At 61.7% G+C, this 14,180-nt stretch carries 15 protein-coding genes; 6 read left to right on the top strand and 9 right to left on the bottom strand.

What is annotated here, in order from left to right:
- Nucleotides 1–98 precede the first annotated feature (98 nt).
- Together NKJ28_RS25065 and NKJ28_RS25070 are read left to right on the top strand one after the other, a co-directional pair.
- On the top strand, nt 99–2,099 hold the full coding sequence (locus NKJ28_RS25065) for a protein-L-isoaspartate(D-aspartate) O-methyltransferase (protein WP_023677064.1): 2,001 nt from the start codon (nt 99–101) through the stop codon (nt 2,097–2,099).
- A gap of 48 nt (nt 2,100–2,147) precedes the next feature.
- A complete protein-coding gene (locus NKJ28_RS25070; protein WP_023677063.1) occupies nt 2,148–2,393 on the top strand; it encodes a hypothetical protein in 246 nt (81 codons plus the stop codon).
- Here the strand turns inward: NKJ28_RS25070 and NKJ28_RS25075 are convergent.
- From NKJ28_RS25075 to NKJ28_RS25090, 4 genes are all read right to left on the bottom strand, one after another.
- The gene (locus tag NKJ28_RS25075) at nt 2,338–2,997 is read right to left on the bottom strand and encodes a DUF1772 domain-containing protein (RefSeq protein ID WP_352637319.1); all 660 of its coding nucleotides are present in this window, start codon (nt 2,995–2,997) and stop codon (nt 2,338–2,340) included. The genes NKJ28_RS25070 and NKJ28_RS25075 overlap by 56 nt on opposite strands.
- Before the next feature lie 104 nt (nt 2,998–3,101).
- Complete coding sequence (locus tag NKJ28_RS25080; protein WP_023677061.1) at nt 3,102–4,640, bottom strand: SpoVR family protein; 1,539 nt, start codon at nt 4,638–4,640, stop codon at nt 3,102–3,104.
- Complete coding sequence (locus tag NKJ28_RS25085) at nt 4,640–5,962, bottom strand: YeaH/YhbH family protein (RefSeq protein ID WP_023677060.1); 1,323 nt, start codon at nt 5,960–5,962, stop codon at nt 4,640–4,642. The genes NKJ28_RS25080 and NKJ28_RS25085 overlap by 1 nt, the downstream gene beginning before the upstream one ends.
- Before the next feature lie 19 nt (nt 5,963–5,981).
- Nucleotides 5,982–7,931, bottom strand: coding sequence for a PrkA family serine protein kinase (locus NKJ28_RS25090; protein ID WP_023677059.1), 1,950 nt, complete (start codon nt 7,929–7,931; stop codon nt 5,982–5,984).
- 271 nt (nt 7,932–8,202) lie between these two features.
- On the opposite strand from NKJ28_RS25090, the gene NKJ28_RS25095 reads away from it, so the two are divergent.
- The gene (locus tag NKJ28_RS25095) at nt 8,203–8,364 is read left to right on the top strand and encodes a hypothetical protein (RefSeq protein WP_023677058.1); all 162 of its coding nucleotides are present in this window, start codon (nt 8,203–8,205) and stop codon (nt 8,362–8,364) included.
- A 16-nt stretch (nt 8,365–8,380) separates the two neighbouring features.
- On the opposite strand, the gene ocd is transcribed toward NKJ28_RS25095, so the two are convergent.
- Nucleotides 8,381–9,448, bottom strand: coding sequence for an ornithine cyclodeaminase (gene ocd / locus NKJ28_RS25100; RefSeq protein ID WP_352571844.1), 1,068 nt, complete (start codon nt 9,446–9,448; stop codon nt 8,381–8,383).
- A gap of 3 nt (nt 9,449–9,451) precedes the next feature.
- Nucleotides 9,452–10,372, bottom strand: a complete 921-nt coding sequence (rocF, locus tag NKJ28_RS25105) for an arginase (protein WP_352588776.1) — start codon at nt 10,370–10,372, stop codon at nt 9,452–9,454.
- A 130-nt stretch (nt 10,373–10,502) separates the two neighbouring features.
- Here rocF and NKJ28_RS25110 point away from each other — a divergent pair, with 130 nt between their 5' ends.
- Nucleotides 10,503–10,940, top strand: coding sequence for an Lrp/AsnC family transcriptional regulator (locus tag NKJ28_RS25110; protein ID WP_352588773.1), 438 nt, complete (start codon nt 10,503–10,505; stop codon nt 10,938–10,940).
- A 208-nt stretch (nt 10,941–11,148) separates the two neighbouring features.
- Nucleotides 11,149–11,472 (top strand): hypothetical protein, encoded by a 324-nt coding sequence (locus NKJ28_RS25115; protein WP_352588770.1) that lies wholly within the window; start codon nt 11,149–11,151, stop codon nt 11,470–11,472.
- Between the two features lie 41 nt (nt 11,473–11,513).
- On the opposite strand, the gene NKJ28_RS25120 is transcribed toward NKJ28_RS25115, so the two are convergent.
- The 3 genes from NKJ28_RS25120 to NKJ28_RS25130 form a co-directional block, all read right to left on the bottom strand.
- Nucleotides 11,514–11,735 (bottom strand): hypothetical protein, encoded by a 222-nt coding sequence (locus NKJ28_RS25120; protein WP_352588767.1) that lies wholly within the window; start codon nt 11,733–11,735, stop codon nt 11,514–11,516.
- Between the two features lie 146 nt (nt 11,736–11,881).
- Nucleotides 11,882–12,142: a SpoIIAA family protein gene (locus NKJ28_RS25125; protein WP_352588764.1), complete on the bottom strand. Its 261-nt coding sequence runs from the start codon at nt 12,140–12,142 to the stop codon at nt 11,882–11,884.
- Between the two features lie 98 nt (nt 12,143–12,240).
- Complete coding sequence (locus tag NKJ28_RS25130; RefSeq protein WP_352637321.1) at nt 12,241–13,422, bottom strand: DUF3182 family protein; 1,182 nt, start codon at nt 13,420–13,422, stop codon at nt 12,241–12,243.
- 131 nt (nt 13,423–13,553) lie between these two features.
- Between NKJ28_RS25130 and NKJ28_RS25135 the strand changes: the two genes are divergently transcribed.
- A complete protein-coding gene (locus NKJ28_RS25135; protein ID WP_352588960.1) occupies nt 13,554–14,057 on the top strand; it encodes a YbhB/YbcL family Raf kinase inhibitor-like protein in 504 nt (167 codons plus the stop codon).
- Nucleotides 14,058–14,180 lie beyond the last annotated feature (123 nt).

Here is a 14,180-nt window from a genome sequence, read left to right on the forward strand (position 1 = left end):
ATCCAAAGGGACTGCCGAGGCCCTGAGATACGAGCCGGCCGAGGTGGCGTTGAGCAGCTTGGGCGATTGTAGCGGAGGCCCATAGGAGGAGCAAAAAGATGCTCGATCTCTCCCATGCCCGCAACCAAATGGTCGACATCCACTTGAGCCGCCGTGGCATTCGCGACCGCAATGTCCTTCAGGCGATGCGCGAGGTCCCGCGCGAGGCTTTCGTCGATCCTGGCTTTGAAGAATTCGCCTATGAGGACGGGCCGCTGCCGATCGCCGAAGGTCAGACGATATCGCAGCCCTACATCGTTGCGTTCATGATCGAAATGGCCGAGGTCGGAGCCGGCGACCACGTCCTCGAGGTTGGCACCGGCTCGGGCTATGCGGCTGCCGTAATGAGCCGGATCGTGGAACGCGTCTACACGATCGAGCGCCACGCCGCGTTGGCTGAAACGGCAAGGCAGCGGTTCAAAAAGCTTGGCTACGACAATATCGAAGTCCGCACCGGCGACGGCACCAAAGGCTGGCCCGAGGCGGCACCCTTCGATGCGATCCTGGTTGCGGCCGCCGGACCCGGCGCACCGCTCGCTCTGCAGGAACAGCTCGACGTCGCTGGCCGGCTTGTCATCCCGGTCGGCGATGAATTCGACTCGCAGCGCCTGCTCAAGGTCACCCGTACCGGCGCCGCAACCTACACTGAGGAGGATTTCGGCGGCGTGCGGTTTGTTCCGCTGATCGGCGAGCAAGGCTGGGGCGAGCCAGGCAGCGACAGCCAGATAGCGGCCGATCTTCCGCACCGGCATCAGCGCAGGAGCAGCCTGCCGCAGATGATCGCGGCCGCCGCCGAACCGCTTCCGGATTTCGACGATCCGGCCTTCGGTGCGCTGTTCGACCGGTTTGCCGACCGCCGCGTCGTCTTGCTCGGCGAAGCCAGCCACGGCACGTCGGAGTTCTACCGTGCGCGCGCCGCGATCACTCGCAGGCTGATCGAGAAGCATGGCTTCACCATCGTCGCGGTCGAGGCCGACTGGCCCGATGCCGCGGCGATCGACCGCTACGTCCGCCATCGGCCGCCGCGGCCTGGCGCAGATCCGCCGTTCCAGCGCTTTCCCACCTGGATGTGGCGCAACACCGACGTCGCCGAGTTCGTCGACTGGATGCGACAGCATAATGAGCGGATCAGGCTATCCTCCCGGCGGGCCGGGTTCTATGGCCTCGACATCTACAATATGGGTGGATCGATTGCGGCGGTCCTGCAATATCTCGACCGGGTCGATCCGCAGGCGGCGAGGATCGCGCGCGAACGCTATGGCTGCCTGACGCCGTGGCAGAACGACCCGGCCACCTATGGCCGTGTCGCACTCACCTCCGGTTACCAGAAATGCGAGAAGGCCGTGCTCGAGCAATGCCGGGAACTGCTTTCCAGAGAGCTCGACTACGCGCAGCAGGACGGCATCGATTTCCTCGACGCGAGCCAGAATGCCCGTCTGGTCGCCTCCGCCGAGCGCTATTACCGCACCATGTATTACGGCGGCGCGCAATCCTGGAACCTGCGCGACACCCATATGTTCGAAACGCTGGAGCACCTGCTGCAGGCCCGCGGCCCGAACGCCAAGGCGGTGGTGTGGGCACATAATTCCCATATCGGCGATGCCCGCTATACCGAAATGGGGATCGTCAGGGACGAACTGAATATCGGCCAGCTCTGCCGCCAGCGTTTTGGCGACGAGGTTGCCTTGATCGGGCTCAGTACGCATTCCGGGACGGTGGCCGCCGCCACCGACTGGGACGGCGACATGGAAGTGAAACCGGTTCGGCCTTCCCACAACGACAGCTATGAGCGGCTTTGCCACGACAGCGGCGTCTCGCCTTTCCTGCTCGATTTCGATCGCGACGACACGCTGCGCGAACGGCTTCTGGAGCGCCGGCTGGAACGCTTTATCGGCGTCATCTACCGGCCCGAAACCGAGCTCCACAGCCATTATGCGGACGCCTCGCTCGCCCGCCAGTTCGATGCTTTCGTCTGGTTCGATGAAACCAGTGCCGTGACGCCGCTTGGGCCGGAACATGCGGGGACAGGCCTTCCCGAGACCTATCCTTTCGGGCTGTAGCGAATTTGGACCCTGGGAAAGTGGAAAATCAAAAGAAGGAGGTCACCGATGGCCGGAAAAAAGACTCATGAGCAGCAATTGCGCGTCATCGAAGAGCGCGAGAACACGAAAAACGCCGGCAAGGATTTCGACGCGGAAGCGGATTTGAAAAAGACCAGGCAAGAGCGCGAGGCGTTCCGGCGCGGTGCCGAGCTCAGATCGGACCCGAAGGACATTGCCGATCCCGACGACCGCAACATCATCCGCGGCGAGCACCAGGAAAGCGCCCACAACAAGCATCGCACCGACCGCTGAAACGGCAGGATCGCTTGACGTTAAGATAGTACGCCGGTTCCGTTCCCTGATCTGACGGATGCAGCGTTCGTGGCGGCAAGTTGGCGGACGAGGGCCGTCTTGATCCCTGGCGCCATTCAGCAAAAAATGTCGCGGCGACAGCAATTGAGACGAGGCTCAGCATCGCCAGGCCTGCCCTGGCGACATGCGAAGCCTCCCAGACGTTGTGCAAGTCTCTCCAGTCGCCGGTCTGCTTTCGAGAGAACATTGAAAAAAAGGTCGCGGCTGATTGCGGCATGGCAACGTCTTGCACCCAGAAATTATTGACGGGATGCGTGATCAACCAATAGGTCGCATGTTCCGCCAGCAGGAAGGCGAGCGCCGCCAAGGTCCACCAGAATCGAGCGCTTGGATAAGGCGTCAGGTAGAGCATGATGGCGAGGGCAATGATGCCGCCGATCTCGGCAAAGCCGCCGATCGTGAAGCCGGGATAATAGATCGCCTGCACTGATCTGTAGGTGGCCTCCTTGAGGCGCAACTTGCCGGGCAATTCCAGTGCGTGCGCAAGTGAGAGCGCCATCGTGACAGCGACCAGAAGGACGGTGGCGATCATCAATGCGCGCATGTTCCTGCTCCCTGAATGATGCCCTCGTGGCGCGCGCGTACTTAGGGTGGTTGGTGATCCGGTAAAGGCAACGACACCCGACTTCGCCGGCAAGTCCGGTTCGGTCATTCCCCGATCTGGCTGGTCGACCGTTCGTGGACTGTGGCGCCGGTCTGTGCGTCGACCGCAGCCATGCTGACCTCGTAGCCCCAGAGCTTGCGGATATGGCGCAGCGTGGCGTCGCGGCTGCCGCCTTCCAGCACTATGCCGTCCTTGACCTTATGCTGCAGGCGCAGATGCCGATCGCCGAGCAGGTCCACGTCCACCACCTGGATGTCCGGCCGGCTGGCGCCGATGTCGTAGCTGTGGGCGAGTGCGGCGCGGATGCTCTCGTAGCCGCGCTCATTGTGTATCGAGGCGACTTCGTAGTGCGGATCGTTGGCCGCATCGGCAAGCACAAAGAACCGCCATTTCCGGATCAGGGTGGGGCTCAGATACTGGCGGATGAAGGACTCGTCGCGATGGTTGGCCCAGGCGTCCAGCAGGGTCTGGCGCCAGTCGCCATTGCCGGCGATATCGGGAAACCAGTCGCGGTCCTCGGCGGTCGGCGCGGTCGAGATGCGCTGGATGTCCTGCATCATGTCGAGGCCCAGCGCGTAAGGGTTGATGCCGGAAAAGCGCGGATCGTCGAAGCCCGGCTGGAAGATCACGTTCGAATGGTTGCGCAGCACTTCCAGCATGGCGCCTTCGCCGATCAGGCCGCGGTCGAACAAAAGGTTCATCAGCGTGTAATGCACGAAGGTGGCGCAGCCCTCGTTCATCACCTGCGTTTGGCGCTGCGGATAGAAATACTGCGCGATGACGCGGACAATCCGGATGACCTCACGCTGCCAGGGTTCCAGGATCAGGCTGTTCTTCTCCAGGAAATAAAGCAGGTTTTCCTCGGGCAGCTTGAGCGATTTCCTGCGCTCCGCCATTGTATCCGTCTCGCGGGGCTTGGTGCCGTCCTTCGAAGGCGGCAGCGTGCGCCATAGGTCATTGTAGGAACGCTCCTCGTATTCCAGGCGCTCGCGAACGCCCTCGCGCTGCTTTTCCGACGACAGTTTCGGCGGCCGGTGATATCTGAACACGCCCTGTTCCATCAGCGCATGTGCGGCATCGAGGATCTCTTCCACCGCATCGACGCCATGCCGCTCCTCACAGCGGGCAATGTAGCCCTTGGCGAAGTCCAGATAACTGAGGATAGCGCTGGCGTCAGTCCACTGCTGGAACAGATAATTATTCTTGAAGAAATGGTTATGGCCGAGTGCCGCGTGCGCCGTCACCAGGGCCTGCAGGGCCATGGTGTTTTCTTCCATCAGATAGACGATGCAGGGATTGGAATTGATGACGAGTTCATAGGCGAGCCCCCGTCCGCCTTTGCGGTAGAGCAATTCCTGGTAGAGGTAGTGCTTGCCGAACGACCAGTGGCGGTACATCAGCGGCATGCCGACAGAGGAATAGGCGTCGAGCATCTGTTCTGAGGAGATGATCTCCATCTGCACCGGATAGACGTCGAGGTGGAGCTCTTCCGTGGCGACCGCCTCGATGGTCTCGTAGGCACGCGACAGCGTCCTGAAATCCCAGTCGGAACCGGAAAACAGCAACCCGGATTTGCTCGCCATCAGCCCCCTCTTTCAGCGCTCTTTTGATAACCCGGCTGTCTGGCGAAGAGCTGGCGGAAAACCGGGTAGATGTCGGCCGCCGTGGCGATGCGGCTCATCTGGAAGTTCGACCACCTCAGCTTGACCGCACTGTAGGCACGCCACAGCGACGTGCCGTTGTCGGTGGCGCCGAAGATGTGGCTCTCACGCTCGTCGAGGATCTCGACATAGGCGAAATACTGGCAAAGCCGCATGATCTGTTCGTCGAGCAAGGCGATGCAGCGCTCGGAATCGGTGACGAAATTGTCGCCGTCCGAGGCCTGGGCGACATAGATGTTCCATTCGCGGCTGGGATAGCGTTGCTCGACGATGCGGTGCATCTCCTCGAGCGCCGTGGAAACCACCGTGCCGCCGCTCTGAGTGTTGTAGAAGAAGGTTTCCTCGTCCACCTCCTGCGCCTCGTGCGTGTGGCGAATGAAGACGACCTCGGTGCGGTCATAGCGCCGTTTCAGGAACAGGTGCAGCAGCACGAAGAAGCGCTTGGCCAGATCTTTCTCGCGTTCGCCCATCGAACCGGACACGTCCATCAGGCAGAACATCACCGCATTGGCGTTCGGCACCGGCTGGGCGTCGAAGCGGTTGAAGCGGATATCGACCGGATCGACAAAGGCGATCCGCTTGCGGCGGCGCTCCAGCCGCTCAAGCTCTTCCTGCAGCGCCACGATGCGCTGCCGCATCTCGGCGTTTTGCGGCTTCGTCTCCAGCGTCGCGATCTCCTGCGCGACAGCGTCGACCGCCTCCTGCTTGGGGCGCCTGAGCGCTATGCGGCGGCCATGGCTGTTGCGCATCGTGCGCCCGACATTGATGTTGGTCGGCGAGCCGGTCGCGGCGAAGCCGGCCCGGCGCGGCTTGAAGGCGAGGATCTCCTTGAGGTTGAGCTTGACCATATCAGGCAGTTCGAGGTCTTCGAAAAAGAGGTCGAGCACCTCCTCGCGCGACAGCACGAAACGGAAATCGTCCTCCGATTCGGTTCTCCCCGGGGCGGATCCCATGCCGCCGCCCTGGCCGGGTTTAGGCAGCCGGTCGCCTCGGGCAAAATGCTTGTTGCCGGGCAGGACGTGCTGGCGGCTGCCGCTGTTCCGGGCATCCTTGAAGCTCGGCTCGCCGGTGCCTCGCGCCGGCATCGAAACGGCATGCTCGGCGTCCACGTCGGCGATCTTGCCGGTGCGGATCTGATCGCGGATGGTGCGCTTCAACTCTTCGCGCGCCCGCCGCAGGAAACGCTGCCGGTTGCCGAGGCTTTTGTCCTTCGGGTTCAGTCGGCGATCGATGAAGATCGGCATATGTTACCCCGGGCTGGCTTCAACCCGCCTTGTTCACCCGCATGTACCAGTCCACCAGCCGGCGGACCTGGCGCTCGGTGTAGCCGCGCTGGATCATCCGCTGCACGAATTCGGTATGCCGCTTCTCCGTCACGCTGTCCTGCTTGGAGCCGAAGCTGATCACCGGCAGCAGATCTTCGACCTGCCCGAACATCCGCTTCTCGATGACTTCGCGCAGCTTTTCGTAGCTTGTCCATGATGGGTTGCGGCCATGGTTTCTGGCCCGCGCGCGCAGCGTGAACTTCACCACTTCGTTGCGGAAGTCCTTGGGATTGGCGATGCCGGCCGGCTTTTCGACCTGCGACAGTTCGTTGTCCAGAACCTCGCGATTGAGGATCTGGCCGGTATCGGTATCCTTGTAGTCCTGATCCTCGATCCAGGCATCGGCATAGGCGATGTAGCGGTCGAACAGGTTCTGGCCGTATTCGCTATAGGATTCCAGATAAGCCTTCTGGATCTCGTGTCCGATGAACTCGGCATAACGGGTCGCCAGCTCCGACTTTATGAAATCGAGATAGTCCGCCTCTGTTTCCTTCGGGAACTGCTCGCGCTTGATCGCCTCTTCCAGGATGTACATCAGATGCACCGGATCGGCGGCCACCTCTTCGGTGTCGTAGTTGAAGGTCTGCGACAGGATCTTGAAGGCGAAGCGGGTGCTGACGCCGGTCATGCCTTCATCGACACCGGCCGCGTTTCGGTACTCCTGGACCGACTTCGCCTTGGGATCGGTTTCCTTGAGGTTCTCGCCGTCATAGACGCGCATCTTGGTGTAGAGCGGCGAATTGTCGTGTTCGGCCAGGCGGGTCGAAACGGTGAACCGGCTGAGGATATCGAGCACTTCCGGAGCGCAGGGGCTGGAGGCCAATTCGCTTTCGCGCAACAGCTTCTCGTAGATCTGCCGCTCTTCGGTGACCCGCAGGCAATACGGCACCTTGACCACCAGGATACGGTCGAGGAACGCCTCGTTGTTCTTGTTGTTCTTGAATTGCAGCCATTCCGATTCGTTGGAATGGGCAACGATGATGCCCTGATAGGGGAAAGCGCCGAAATTCTCGGTGCCGTTGTAGCTGCCTTCCTGGGTCGCGGTCAGCAGCGGATGCAGCACCTTGATCGGCGCCTTGAACATCTCGACGAATTCGAGCAGTCCTTGCGTGGTCCGGTTCAGGCCGCCGCTATAGGAATAGGCATCCGGATCGGACTGGCTGAAGTTTTCCAGCTGCCTGATGTCGACCTTGCCGACCAGGGCCGAAACGTCCTGGTTGTTCTCATCGCCCGGCTCGGTCTTGGCGATGCCGATCTGGCGAAGCCTGGACGGCATCAGCTTGACGACGCTGAATTTGGAGATGTCGCCGGACAATTCGTCGAGGCGCTTGGCCGCCCAGGGCGAGATCAGGCCGTTCAGCCGCCGCCGGGCGATGCCGTATTTATCCTCCAAAAGGTCGCCCATGCGGTCGGGGTCGAACAGCCCGAGCGGCGATTCGAACACCGGGCTGACCTGGCCGCCGACCTTCAGCGTATAGATCGGACGCTGCTCCATCAGCCTTTTCAGCTGCTCCGCAAGCGAGGACTTGCCGCCGCCGACCGGGCCGAGGAGATAGAGTATCTGCTTGCGTTCCTCGAGCCCTTGCGAGGCATAGCGGAAATAACCGGCGATACGCTCGATCGTATCCTCCATGCCGTAAAAGTCGGCGAAGGTCGGATAGATCTTGATCGTCCGGTTCGAAAAAATACGGCCAAGCCGCTCGTCCTTGCTGGTATCGACAAAGGTCGGCTCGCCAATCGCCTCGACCATCCGCTCGGGCGCCGAGGCGTACATCGACTTGTCCTCGCGGCAGGCAAGCAGATATTGCTGGAGGCTTATCTCCTCCTGCGCCGCATTCTTGTAAACCTCGGAAAACAGATCGAAGACGTCGGATTGATTCTCACGCATGGTATTCCTAGCCCCGGAGCCGGTGTGGCTGCACGTTTGTCTCTTGAACAACCAAATGTCGGAAAGCCCTTGTGGTTCCCTTCACTTTGCAGAGAGTGCCTGTGACCGAATGATAAGACTCTAGATAAGGGCATCCTGAGTGCAGACAAGGCGTGGAACGCCCCGCTCGAAGCATTAAATCCTGAATCGCGCCACGCCGTGCGGGCGACCTCCGATAAGACGGAGGAACGGTTCTGGTCCTTCCCGGTTGTGAAGGAAAGGAGACGGTTCGATGTTTGAGACTAGTTTGTGGTTGCTCGTTGTTGCAGGCGGTCCACTGCTGCTGGCAATCCTGATCGCCTACGCCCTGCTCACGCAGCGCCGTCGCGGCCCGGCGGAGCGCAGGGAAAGCGACCGCGCCACCGAGCGCCTCTACCAGGAAAAGAAGGACTGACCGACAGGATCGCAGCTCAGCTGCCGGCAACCGCCAGCCCGGCCACTTTTTCGGCGCGCAGCAGCATGCCGAACAGGTCACGCGGTTCATCGGGATCGGCCAGAAGGTCTAGTTCCTCGTAAAGGCCGGTCCGCTGAAGCTGATCGCGGACGTAGCGCAGCGCGGAAAAATCCTCGATCGCAAAGCCGACGGAATCAAACAGCGTGATCTGTCCGGCGTCCGTCCGGCCTGCTGCCTTTCCTGTCATCACCTGCCACAATTCGGTGATCGGATGGTCCGCATCGAGCTGCTGGCTCTCGCCTTCGATGCGCGTCTGCGGCGGATACTCGACGAAAATATTCGAGCGCAGCAGAATGTCGCGATGCAGCTCGGTCTTGCCCGGGCAGTCGCCGCCGACCGCGTTGATGTGCACGCCGGACCCGACCATGTTGTCGGTCAGGATTGTTGCCGACCGCTTGTCGGCGGTCACCGTGGTGATGATCTCTGCACCTTCGACGGCCTCCTGCGCCGACGCGCAGAGCTTGATGTCGAAACCCATGCCGGCAAGGTTCTTCATGCATTTGGTCGAGGCCGCCGGGTCGATATCGTAGAGGCGCAGCCTGTCGACGCCAAGCAGCGCCTTGAACGCAATGGCCTGAAATTCCGATTGCGCGCCATTGCCGATGATCGCCATGCACCGGGCGGCCTTGGGAGCGAGGTATTTCGCGGCAACCGCCGAGCTGGCCGCCGTTCGCAGGGCGGTCAGGATGGTCATTTCCGAAAGCAGCATCGGATAGCCGTTGCCGACATCGGCAAGCACGCCGAAAGCGGTCACGGTCTGACGGCCGTCACGCGTGTTCTTCGGATGCCCGTTGACATATTTGAAGCCGTAAAGCTGCCCGTCGCTGGTCGGCATCAGCTCAATGACGCCGTCAATGCTGTGCGAGGCGACGCGCGGCGTCTTGTCGAACAGCTCCCAACGCCTGAAATCCTCTTCGATATAGGCGGCAAGCTCGACCAGAAAGCGCTCGATGCCGATGGCAAGCACCAGCTTCATCATGCGGTCGACGCTGACGAAAGGAACGATGTTCAAATTGACCGTCATGGCTCAGAACCCCCTCGTCGGGCGATCCATGATCCGCCGGCCCATCAAGCTTGCGGTCAGGTCGACCAAAAGCGTGGCGGTGCGGCCGCGCTCGTCAAGAAAAGGGTTGAGCTCGACCAGGTCGAGACTGGTGACGAGGCCGCTGTCATGCAGCATTTCCATCGCCAGATGCGCCTCGCGGAAGGTGGCGCCGCCTGGGACGGTGGTGCCGACCGCCGGGGCGATCGACGGGTCGAGAAAATCGACGTCGAGGCTGACGTGGAGCATGCCGTTGGCGGCGCTCACCCGTTCGAGAAAGGCGCGAAGCAGTTGCGCGATGCCGTGCTCGTCGATCGAACGCATGTCGTGGACCGTCACGCCGGCTCTGCGCAATGCATCCCTTTCCGCCAGGTCCACGCTGCGGATCCCCAGCGCGCATATGCGAGCCGGCTCCACCTGCGCTGCAAGGCGGGGGAAATAGCCCTCGAAGCCGGGCTGCCCGCTGGCATAAGCCAGCGGCACACCATGCAAATTGCCGCTGGTCGTCGTGTCGAGCGTATGAAAATCGGGGTGCGCATCGAGCCACAGCACGAAGAGCGGCCGGCCGGCATTCGCCGCCCGGCGGGCAATGCCGGCGAGCGTGCCGGCCGAAATGCTGTGGTCGCCGCCGAGAAAGATCGGCATCGCATCGGCGCTCGCGGCATAGGCGGTTTCGCTGATTGCCGCCGTCCAGGCGGCGATTTCCGGCAGCGCCTTCACCGCCGCATTGCCGTGTACGACAGGGCGCATATCGGCAGGGACAATCGTTCCGAGGTCGGTCAGCGTATGGCCAAGCTCGGTCAGCGCGCCGGCCAGGCCGGCCGTGCGCAGCGCACTCGGCCCCATCTCGCAGCCCATCCTACCCGAGCCGGCCTGGATCGGTGCCCCAACGATTGTGCAATGCATTTGTCATACCCCACCGAATTACGATGCCTTTATTGAAGCGGGCATCGCTGGCAGAATGAACATGTCAAATTGGCAAATTTGTCGAAGTGCCTTACCATTGTGGCATCATCTACTTCCGTTGTGAGCAATCATGGACCAGCTCGACGAGCAGATCATCACCTCTTTGCGGCACGACGCCCGGCGCAGCATTTCCGATCTTGCCGTCAGCCTGGGTGTCTCCCGGGCAACGGTAAGGTCCCGGATCGAGCGACTTGAAAGGGACGGCGTCATCGTCGGCTACACCGTCATTCTGCGCGCCGACGCGGTCGATCAGCGCGTGCGTGGCATCATGATGATCGAGATCGAAGGCCACGCCGCCGATCGCGTCATTCGGGCGCTGGGCGGCTTCTCCGAGGTCTCGACCATCCACACCACCAATGGCCGCTGGGATCTGGTGATAGAACTCGGAACCCAGACCCTGAGCGAGTTCGATGCGGTGCTGAGACGTATCCGCCTGATCCCCGGAATTACCGGCAGCGAAACAAGCCTGCTCCTGGCAACGCCACGCACCACCAAGGCTCGGCTGTGACTTCGAGGAACTGCGCTTGACCTGCAGCGGTAACGAAATCCGCCAAGGAACCTTCAATTGTCGCCGCGGTTAGAGCAATTCCAGTAAAAGTGTGGAACGGTTTTCCGTTCGGAATTGCGTCAAAACGAAAAAATAGAGCGGTTCAGCGTTTCCGGGAAACGACGAACCGTTCTAGGCCCGGACAGGCCTCCTTCGAGGGAGAACAATCATGGCTCACGCCCAGCAGGAACTGGTCGAATTCGTTATCAGCAAAGCCTTCAACCCGGTCATGCGGGCCAAACCGGACGGAAAATCCGATGCCGAGCGCAAGACGCTCGAACATGTCCAGCAGGCCACGAAGACCGAGATTGAGCGCTATCGCCGTTACGGCTCGGCCGAGGAGGTCGCGACCAATTTCAAGCGCGACCTGAATTCCGACGCTGCCAAAAAGTTGCACGCCCAGCTGCGCCGACTGCATCTGCCGACGATCGAGGACATTCGTGACGACTTCGAGGACAAGGCCCGCAAGCTCGGGGTCAAGGCCTCGTCGTAGATCCGCGACCGATCGCCTCGGTGACGTCCGTCAGGCTGTCATCACAAACCGTCCTTGGTCGGAGGCCACCCTGACCGAACCGTCTCGGGGATGTTGTCCGACGTCAGATCGCCCCGATTGAGCTTTTCAATCGCTTCATCGGCTTCGCTTTCGTCGAGACCGGAAAGCGGCAATCCATCGACCACGACGGCTTCGTCGCTCTCGCTGTCATAGACCTCCCAGAGGCCTTCCGGATCCTGTCGTTTGTCGTAAACGGTTGGCATGGCCATTTCCGTAACCACTCCTGCAGGCAACGCCGCTATTGCACGCCCGCCACCCATTTCAGGGCCTGGACCTTTTCGTCCTCCGGGAACACCCGCGCCTCGATTTGCGGAAACAGCGCGTCCGTCATTTCCGTGGCGGCCTTGATCTACTGCTTGTCGGAAATCACCGCGGCACGTTTGAAGCGGTGGAGCTCGCCAAGTTTGCTCAGCCCATACTGCAGGTCGCGCCGCAAGGCGCCAGCCGTCATGTCCTCGAAATCGGCAAGATCGGTCAGGACGCCGATGTCCTTGTGGTCGCTCAGTTTCGCTTCGATTGCCGGGATGACTTTGTCGTAGTCGTCCGCCGTCACGGTGCCGGTGACACGAAAGGCGGCTACGTTCTGGGGAGCGGAAATCATCTCGATCATTTTTTCCTCCGGTCTCTGACTTGCTGCCTGCCCGAAACAAACTCGGCCATTGGTGGATGTTCCCTGCCGGAGGCGTGCTTGACTTCAACCTGACATGGCTAGAATGACGATCGGCCGGCTTCCCCGATCGGCCCTCGGATCGCCTGGGTGACGACGGTATAACGCGTGATTTGACCCTCCTCGGGGTCCTCCCCGTGGAAGTGGATTGCTGCGTTCGGCGGCAGCCGCGCAGTGCTGCCGAACTGCTTGACGGCGGAGACATGCACGATCTGCATGTCGGGGTCGCGCTTCATGGCGTCCATCGCTGCCAGCTCGGCGCTGCTGCTGCCACCGATCCGCCAGCTGGCTTCCAGCACACCCGATCGCCAGATGCCCGAGGAATCGACACCTTGGCCGATGTCGTAGTTGCGCCGTGAGGCGAAAAATCCGGGATAACCATCCATCGCTGCGTCATAGGTTCTCGCCTGCGCCACGGCCAAACCCAGCGTCGGCGATAATCGCAGCTCATCCAGCGCCTCCCATCCGCCGCGCACGACGACCAGATCGGATCCGCCGTAAACGGGCTGTCCGTCGTTGTCGGTCGTCGTCCGCTGGGTGCCGTAATAGCTGATCGACAATTCGTCGATCATGGTTCTGCCAACGCTCAGCGTAACGATGTCGCGAAGCTGCGTTTCGAGAACAAGGCCGTATTCGCTTAGGTCAGAGGATGGATATTGGTCCAGCAGCCTTTCGACATCGCCGACCGTCGCGGCGGTGTGCTGGTCGCGGCCCCGCGAAGCGCGCGGTGGCTTGAACCGGACCAGCCCGAGCTCCAGCAGACGTTGCGCTGCGCGCAGCGCGTCGTGGCGTGAAAATGCGGTGTAACCGGGCAGTACGGCCGCGGCGACGGCCCTGCCGAAGCCGGCGTGCCATTCTTTTGGCCGTGCCGCCGATCCGTCCACCAGCTCGTGGGTTATGGCCTTGGTGGTTGCGAGGCGCCAGGGCACCACACCGCCGAAGAGGTCGTCCGGCCCGTTTATGCCCAGTTGGAGCGCATCGACGGCAAGCAGGCTGTCGTCCGGCACGAAATACAGTCGGCCACTGTCACCGCCGCCGTCACGCAGGCCCTGGCGGAAGGCAAAGCCCTTCAACGCCGCAATCGTGCGCGCAACGGCAGCGACGGTTTCCCGCTCGTGGGTATAGATTGTCTCGCCGCCCGGCACGGAGAATGCGACCACAACACCTTTCGCCCCGCTTGGTTGCTTACCGCTTAGCCCGGTCATGTCGCGCCCTTCGTCCATTGCCGAGCCTCTTGCCGCCATTCCGCGGCGATGCGTCCGAACCGAAAAACCCGCTTCCTCGGCGAATGTTCCGGCCAACGGCCGGCTGCGGGTTTGACCAGGTGGCTGCCCGGAACATCGGTGGCTCGCGGTTGTTATGCGGGAACCTCAGCCAGGGAGATCGAGACCATGGCTTTCACGCTCAAAGCTCTGCCTTTGCCGATGGCGAAAAAATACCGCCGCGCTATTCCCGCGACGGCGGCAACGTCTCGCCGCCATTGGAGTGGACGGACGCGCCGCAAGGAACCAAAAGCTTCGTCCTGGCCGTCGAGGACCCCGACGCCCCTTCAGGCATGTTCCGTCATTGGGCGGTCTACGACATCGACGCACAGCGGAACTTTCTTCCCGAAGGCACGACCGCCGGCGCCAAGACCGAGAGCCTCGGACACGGCGTCAATGATTTCGGCAATCCTCATTATGACGGCCCCCAGCCGCCGCCTGGGCATGGGCTCCACCATTACCATTTCCGGCTTCTTGCGGTCGACGTCGAGACGCTGCGTCTCGACGAGAAGGCTGCCGTCGAAGACGTGCTGAAACAGGCCGCGCCGCACGTCGTGGGAGAGGCCGAGCTCGTCGGCACATTCGAACGGGCTTGAGACCGGAGCTCGCTGTCGCATGAACTGCGGCGAACGGCCGGAATAATCGCTAAAGCGCGTCGCGTTCGATCGGCCTCATGCGACGCGCTTTAGATTCTTGTTTTTACGCATGTCGTTATCACA

The organism is Mesorhizobium sp. M0145 (assembly GCF_040322355.1).
GTDB lineage: Bacteria > Pseudomonadota > Alphaproteobacteria > Rhizobiales > Rhizobiaceae > Mesorhizobium.